At 39.8% G+C, this 7,121-nt stretch carries 8 protein-coding genes; all 8 read right to left on the minus strand.

What is annotated here, in order from left to right:
• Positions 1-268: 268 nt before the first annotated feature.
• On the minus strand, positions 269-796 hold the full coding sequence (locus ACR2F7_RS11900; RefSeq protein WP_432713780.1) for a KdsC family phosphatase: 528 nt from the start codon (positions 794-796) through the stop codon (positions 269-271).
• A gap of 11 nt (positions 797-807) precedes the next feature.
• Positions 808-1,050, minus strand: coding sequence for a Fe-S cluster assembly protein IscX (gene iscX / locus ACR2F7_RS11905; protein WP_432713781.1), 243 nt, complete (start codon positions 1,048-1,050; stop codon positions 808-810).
• A 21-nt stretch (positions 1,051-1,071) separates the two neighbouring features.
• Positions 1,072-1,404, minus strand: a complete 333-nt coding sequence (locus ACR2F7_RS11910; protein WP_432713782.1) for a 2Fe-2S iron-sulfur cluster-binding protein — start codon at positions 1,402-1,404, stop codon at positions 1,072-1,074.
• A gap of 40 nt (positions 1,405-1,444) precedes the next feature.
• On the minus strand, positions 1,445-2,215 hold the full coding sequence (locus ACR2F7_RS11915; protein ID WP_432713783.1) for a Rossmann-like and DUF2520 domain-containing protein: 771 nt from the start codon (positions 2,213-2,215) through the stop codon (positions 1,445-1,447).
• Between the two features lie 10 nt (positions 2,216-2,225).
• On the minus strand, positions 2,226-4,703 hold the full coding sequence (ccsA, locus tag ACR2F7_RS11920) for a cytochrome c biogenesis protein CcsA (RefSeq protein WP_432713784.1): 2,478 nt from the start codon (positions 4,701-4,703) through the stop codon (positions 2,226-2,228).
• Positions 4,704-4,709: 6 nt separating this feature from the next.
• A complete protein-coding gene (locus ACR2F7_RS11925; RefSeq protein WP_432713785.1) occupies positions 4,710-5,141 on the minus strand; it encodes a cytochrome c maturation protein CcmE in 432 nt (143 codons plus the stop codon).
• A 191-nt stretch (positions 5,142-5,332) separates the two neighbouring features.
• Positions 5,333-6,754, minus strand: a complete 1,422-nt coding sequence (locus tag ACR2F7_RS11930) for a Glu/Leu/Phe/Val family dehydrogenase (RefSeq protein WP_432713786.1) — start codon at positions 6,752-6,754, stop codon at positions 5,333-5,335.
• Between the two features lie 148 nt (positions 6,755-6,902).
• Positions 6,903-7,121 (minus strand): CcmD family protein (locus tag ACR2F7_RS11935; RefSeq protein ID WP_432713787.1); only part of this gene is annotated, 219 nt, incomplete at its 5' end.

The raw sequence follows: 7,121 nt of genomic DNA on the forward strand, positions 1-7,121 counted from the left end.
GTATAGATAGCTAAAACCTGGGCTTTCTGTGCTTCAGAAAGTTTAAGTTTTTCGCCAAGTCTTTCTGTTTGTTTTTTTGCTCTTTCTTCTGGGGACATCATTTTGCGACCACCATCTTGTGCGTTAGTCAAGGTAATCACACCAAATAACAAACCGCAAATCATCATTAACTTTTTCATATGTTTCTATGTTTTGTTAATGATTAGAGGTGGCAGGGGCACTAAGGTTTAACAAGCCTGCGTAACTATTTTGTTGCGTAAGGGATTTCTTATTTTGCCGAGTCGGCAGCAGAAGGGTTTTCATCAAACCATTGGCCCTGTACTTTCATCACTTTCATGATGACATCGCGTACAGCACCTTTACCGCCTAATATTGGGGAAATATAGGCAGAGAGGCTTTTAATCTCCTCAACAGCATCTGCAGGGCAGGTAGGAAGCCCTACCAGCTGCATTACTTTATAATCAGGAATATCATCTCCCATGTACAGCACTTCAGCATGCTGGAGGTTGTGCTGCTGCAGGAAATCCTGGTAGACCTGCACTTTGTCTGACACGCCAAGGTAGGCCGCTTCAATGCCTAAACCGGCAAAGCGTTTCTGCATGGCCTGACCGCTGCCACCAGAGATGATACATACATGGTAGCCCTTTTTTACAGCAAGCTGCAGGGCATAACCATCCTTAATATTAAATGTACGCAAAAACTCACCGCTATCAGAAGCGAGGATATCACCATTGGTTAAAACACCATCAACGTCAAATATAAACGTGGTAATTTCTTTGAGTTTTTGCAGAAACATGTTTTTTGTTGTTAGTCCTGGTTATCGCGCCATTCGTAAACCCAGGCAGATTGAATCTGTTCCAGGTGGCCTTCAGAGCTTTCCTCACGGGTACCTTTAAAATTAGGCAGGGTCAACACCCATTCTAACAATTCTGTAAACCTGATGCGGTAAATTTTTCCTTCGTTAAAATCGTCACCAAACTTTTCGTATAACTCCTGGGCGATATCTTCGTGGTCGTTCCAGTAGATGGGCAAAGAAAATTTATCTTGCATAATGTGTTGTTCTATTCTTGATTAATGGCCTAAAAATTCTGATTGATCTGGGATAGTTACTTCAATGTCACCATCGATAACCACACACTGGCAGCCCAGTCTAGAACTAATTCTCGGACGGACAGCGCGATCGATAAAATCTTCCTCTTTTTCAGAAATTTCCTGAATATTGTCCATTCCTTTGGTTACATACACATGGCAGGTACTGCAACCGCAAACACCACCACAATTATGTTGTAATTCTATTCCGTGATCAAGGCAAGCATCAAGCACAGATTCCCCACCTGCAATGGGAAGTTCCATGGGTTCTTTACCTTTTTCTTCGAAGTTTATTCTTAATTTATAAATACTCATAATTTGTGTTCAAAAATAAGCAGCAAAAACGGTAATCGTGTTATAGATATGTTTTTTTAATGCTTTTGCTTAAAGTTTTATATATATCAACTAGTTCTGTATTTTCATTGAGCAGTTCCAGGTGCTTTTGCATGGTCAGTTCATCGTTTCTGATGGCAGGACCAGTCTGCACCTCTTTGGGTAAAGCATCTTGCACTTTGGCTGCTGTTTCGGCAATTAAAGGCTTCAGCATGTCAAAGCTTAATTGGTTGCGTTCCAGAATTTCTGCGCTTAACGCATAAAGGTGATTGGTAAAGTTGCAGGCAAAAACAGCGGCCAGATGCAATTGTTTACGCTCTGCACTGTTAATGAGGTAAACCAGCGGCGTTATCGAGCCGGCAATCATTTGAAGCTGTTTCAAGCTTTGCTCATTATTTCCTTCTATACAAAAGGGAATCTGTGCACTGTCTACTAACCTGCTTTTTGAAAAGGTTTGCAAAGGATAGAGTACGCCATAACGGCTTAAACCAATTACCTGCTCAAAAACAGACAGGTCCGTAGCGCCAGAAGTATGAACCACCAAACCTTTTACGCCAGCAAGCTGTGCGGCTACACTAGCAATGGCATCATCTTTCACACAAATCAGGTAGAGGTCGGCATTTCTGTTAACTGCCGTAAAATCTGCTATGGCCTGGATATTCAGCACACTGGCCAATGCTTGCGCATTAGCCAGTGTATTACTATAAATCTGTATGATATGTGCACCTTTAGCTTTAAAAGCTTGTGTAAGGTTTGTAGCTACATTTCCAGAACCAAGACAGACTATATTCATGATTCCCTGGTTATCTTCCTCTGTTTAATTCTTTCTTTCTTCTGATAATAGAAAGACAGAAACCAATGACCATTACAATAGTACCTAACCAATAAAGATTGATGAAAGGGAATTCAATAGATTTGAAGACTACCCAGTCTTTTGCTTGCTGTGGTTTTTCATAAACCTGTAGCTCCATTTTATTCTGTTCAGGAAGTATTTTTGTAAACCTTAACCTTAAGCTCAATTCATCAATTTTTCTGGCGAAATCAAAAGTGTTATTCCCTTTCACTAAGAACAAAGGCTCTACATTATATTTCTTTCCATTCAAGTCAACCTCTAATGGTAAACCTACCGCGATGTCTTTAGGTGCCAGTTTTAAATCTTTAACAACCGGTTTAAAGTTAAGTGCTTTAACAGTGATAATGCCACTGCTGGTATGAATGGTATCACCAACACTTACATTGAGGATACGAGGTGCCTTATAGTTTTCTTCTTCCGTATGCCCTTCATGATCTCCATGCTCTTCCGATTTATCCGGGGCACTGGTAATGTGGGTATAAATATCTGTAGTGAAATAATGTTTGGTATCTGGAGAGGCTATTAAACCCATTTTTTCGTTAACCTGCACATGTGGATTTAAGTCGAAATCTTCTCTAACCTCACCTGTTTTTTCATTGATCACTTTGAAGTTAAGCTTGTAGAACGTGTTAGGTGCTACCGTAGTATCACCTACATAAGTAACCGTGTAACGGCCCATTTTCTTAGGCTCATTACGGTATAATACCATGTTTTGCCCTGGTTTCTCTACTTTTTCAAAATCTTTAACCGGGATAAAATTACTGGCGTTGATGGAAATAGGCTGACTGGTTGCCGCAGCAACTAAAGCACCCAATAACAATAAAGCAAAGCCAATATGGGCTACTGCAGCACCTGCAAGTTTGCTTCTGCCACCTAAGCCCTGGGTAATTACCCTTGCATTTGCCAATACAGCAAAGATGCAACTGAAAGAGAACAAGATGTACATCAGGTTGCTATAGACATCTGTTACCCATACAAAAAGACCTGTTACCACCAGCGAGATGATTAAAGAAGCCACCAGGCTGCTGAAGAATTTACGGGTATCTGTTCTTTTATATTTCAGGTACTGTGAAAAACCAGAAATGAAGGTAACCAGGATGGCAAAAGGTGCCTGCCATTGGTTGTAATATTTAATGGCATCGATTGGCGGGGCGAAATTAGTGCCGAAAGCCGCATTGAATACTGGTACTGAAGTAGAGAAAATAACCTGGATACAGGCTACCGTTACCACAAGGGCACCGATGAACATCCAGAATTCTCTCGAATAAGTTTCTTCGTCTTTATTGGTAATAGGCAATTCTTTCCAACGGATAATCAGCAGCACTGTAGGAATAGCCAAAAAGGTTACATTGTACAGAATCAGGTGACCAAACATGCCTAAATCTGTAAAGGAGTGTACAGAAGTTTCTCCTAAAATTCCGCTTCTGGTTAAAAAAGAAGCATATAGCACCAATATGAAACTTAGTAAAACCAATACGATGGCTGTGAAGAATGCATGGCCTGTATTTTTAAAAGCAATCATGACATGGACACCGCCAATAAGCATTAACCAAGGAATGATAGATGCATTTTCTACAGGATCCCATGCCCAGAAGCCACCAAAGTTTAGCGCTTCATAAGCCCAGAAGGAACCCATGATAATACCTGTACCTAAAATCATGACCGCAAACAAGGCCCATGGCATCGCAGGTTTAACCCATTCTTTGTATTTACGTAACCACAAACCAGCAATCGCATAGGCGAAAGGAACCACCATACTGGCAAAACCTAAAAACAAGGTTGGTGGGTGAATAACCATCCAATAGTTTTGAAGCAATGGATTTAAGCCCCTGCCATCAGTAATAAATTTAAGGTAGTTTTTAAAGTTCTCCGGATCTGCAAACACTACCGGGGCCATTTCTCTAAGATCAACAGCATCTCTCAATAAAATGAAAGGTGAGCTACCAATACGCTCGCCAAAAATGCTCACACCTAAAAGCATGGAAGTTAAAAACACTTGCGAGAGTGAGACAACCGTCATCACACTGCTTTCCCAGGTTCTTGCTTTCCAGATTAAGATGGCGCCCAATAAAGACTGCCAGAAAGCCCATAACCAGAAACTTCCCTCCTGGCCTTCCCAGAAGGCTGAAACAATATAATGTACAGGTAAAGCTTTTGAAGAGTGGAAATAAACGTAATAATATTCGTTATAGTGATTTAAAATCAGGTAAAACAGGGTTGTACCTATACCTATTACACTCACCCAGTTGATTAGAAATGATAGTCTACCGAGCTGTTTCCATGATTTTTCTGCTTCAGGATTTTGTCGGTTAGTAGTAGCGAAATAATAAGCGATAGTGGAAAGTAAAGAAGCGGCAAATGCCAGTACAATAAAGAACTGTCCGATTTTACCGGGAAGGAGGTTCTCTCCAACAAATTGTATGTCCATTAAAAATTATTTGTATTGTTTAACTTGTCCGTCTTGTGGCAGGACTTCCCCATTTTGCTGAACCTCCACAAGGTTGTCATTGTATTTAGATGGGCATTTCATGAGTATTTTAGAGGCGTAAAAGGTGTCATTCTTCATTTCACCAATCAGCACTAATTTTTCAGATCTTTCAAAGTCTTGTGGTTTAGAACCATTGTAGACAACCTTATTAACCTTGCCTTTAGCATCTTTCATGTGAAAAGCAAAGTGGTTAGGATCTTTAAGGGCATCGTAATACATGCCTTGTTCTTTCTCCCAATAGCCCATCACGTGAAATTCCCTTGAATCTTTGGAAGCTTCAGCGAAAGTAGAATAGTTACTGGTATCTGCGTTCAGGCTAAATAGAACGCCTACACAGATGGCGATCGTAATTAACCCGATTATTGCGCTCTTTCTCATTGTAGTTAGATTTTTAAGAATGACCCCAAAGATAAAAAATATACCTGCCTAAAATGTCTACAAAGATTGTTATTGAAATTAATGACAGTATATTGATAGTTCTGAAAGGAAAAGAAATGCAATATCTTTAAACAAAAAAAAACCGCAGCTCTCACTGCGGTTTTTTGTATAAATGAAATGTTTAATACCAATTATGGCCAAATACCAAGGTTCATGTAAGAAACGGCAATTTTATCGATAGAGCCAACTAAAGCGGCAGTTCTTAAAGTTTGGATACCTGGTTTACTCAAACATGTTTCTCTGATTTCATGGTAAGAATGGATCATGGTATCTTCAAGACCTGAGTTAACCAATTCTAATTCTGAAGCACCTTTAACCAACATAGAGCGGTGTTCTGCAGGAATGCTTTTTCCGGTTAATGATTCAAGGGTATTGATTAAGTTGGTATTAGAGTTTTCTGCATAGCGGTTTTCCATACGGCCAAAAGCAACGTGAGAAAGGTTTTTCAACCATTCAAAATAAGAAACCGTTACACCACCAGCATTACAATACATATCCGGGATGATGATACCGCCCATTTCTGTAAAGATAAGCTCTGCTTCTGGCGTAGTTGGTCCGTTGGCACCTTCAGCAATAATTTTTGCCTGGATGTTTCTGATGTTATCTTCAGTAATCTGGTTTTCTAACGCTGCAGGAACCAAAATATCACATGGTTGCTCCAAACCTTCCATAGAATTTTTGAATTCTGTGGCACCAGGGAAGCCTAAAATAGAACCTGTTAGTTTGCGGTGAGCAAACACTTCGTCGATGTTTAAGCCATCTGCATTGTAAACAGCACCTTCATATTCGCAAAGACCAACAATGGTTGCGCCAAATTCTGCCAAGTACTTTGCAGCATGGTAACCTACGTTACCTAAACCTTGAACAATAACTTTTTTATCGCCTAAACCAGCCTTCAAACCAATTTTGTGCATGTCTTCAGCAACACTTACACATTCGCGGATAGCATAAGCTACACCTCTACCAGTTGCTTCTTTACGTCCACGGATACCGTGTAAAGCAATAGGTTTACCAGTTACACAGCCTAAGGCATCCAATGAACCAGGGTTCATGGTCATATACGTATCAGCAATCCAGCTCATTTCACGTTCGCCAGATCCATAATCAGGTGCAGGAACATCAATGCCGGGGCCGATAAAATTCTTTTTGATTAATTCAGTAGTATAACGACGGGTAATGGTTTCCAGCTCTGCTGTGGTATAATTTTTAGGATTAATTTTTATACCACCTTTAGCACCTCCAAACGGCACATTGACAATGGCACATTTGTAAGTCATTAGGGCTGCTAAAGCCATTACTTCATCTTCATTCACCATCTCACTGTAGCGGATACCGCCTTTAGTAGGACTCATGTGATGAGAATGTTCTACACGCCAGGCATCGATAACTTCAAAACCATTTCCTCTGCGAATAGGGAATTGAAAACGATACACACTGTTACAAGCTTTTATTTGAGATAATAACCCCTCAGGATGGGAGGTAAATTGTGCGGCACTGTCAAAATTCTTACAGACGTCTGTAAAAAAATTTGTCTGGTTTGCGATATCTAACATTTTTGTTTTTTATGAAAATTAGTTATTTCGTTTTCTTAGGCTACAAAATTGCATTAAAAAAAGCGATTAATGCAAATCGACATGGCCTTAGTGTATCCAAAACACCAATTCTAAAAACGTTTAAAAACTGTAATTAAACGGTTTAAAATTAGTTTTTAGCACTAGATTTTTTTTCTATTTTTTTTAATCTTCTGTCAACAGTAAATAAAAAGAGCAGCAAACCAAGGAGTATTACCGTTACACAGACCACCACTACATAGATCTTTCCTGTACCATAAAGGGTATCCGTTACGGTTGAATTTCCACTTTGTGCAAATAATTGCAAGGTCATCATTAACATTAAAAAAGTTGCGGTAAGTGTTTTCAT

This window comes from Pedobacter sp. (assembly GCF_045628745.1).
Taxonomy (GTDB): domain Bacteria; phylum Bacteroidota; class Bacteroidia; order Sphingobacteriales; family Sphingobacteriaceae; genus Pedobacter.

Coding starts and splice junctions, on each gene's coding strand:
- ACR2F7_RS11900 (WP_432713780.1), bottom strand. CDS start 796: ATGTTTCTGCAAAAACTCAAAGAAATTACCACGTTTATATTTGACGTT.
- iscX (WP_432713781.1), bottom strand. CDS start 1,050: ATGCAAGATAAATTTTCTTTGCCCATCTACTGGAACGACCACGAAGAT.
- ACR2F7_RS11910 (WP_432713782.1), bottom strand. CDS start 1,404: ATGAGTATTTATAAATTAAGAATAAACTTCGAAGAAAAAGGTAAAGAA.
- ACR2F7_RS11915 (WP_432713783.1), bottom strand. CDS start 2,215: ATGAATATAGTCTGTCTTGGTTCTGGAAATGTAGCTACAAACCTTACA.
- ccsA (WP_432713784.1), bottom strand. CDS start 4,703: ATGGACATACAATTTGTTGGAGAGAACCTCCTTCCCGGTAAAATCGGA.
- ACR2F7_RS11925 (WP_432713785.1), bottom strand. CDS start 5,141: ATGAGAAAGAGCGCAATAATCGGGTTAATTACGATCGCCATCTGTGTA.
- ACR2F7_RS11930 (WP_432713786.1), bottom strand. CDS start 6,754: ATGTTAGATATCGCAAACCAGACAAATTTTTTTACAGACGTCTGTAAG.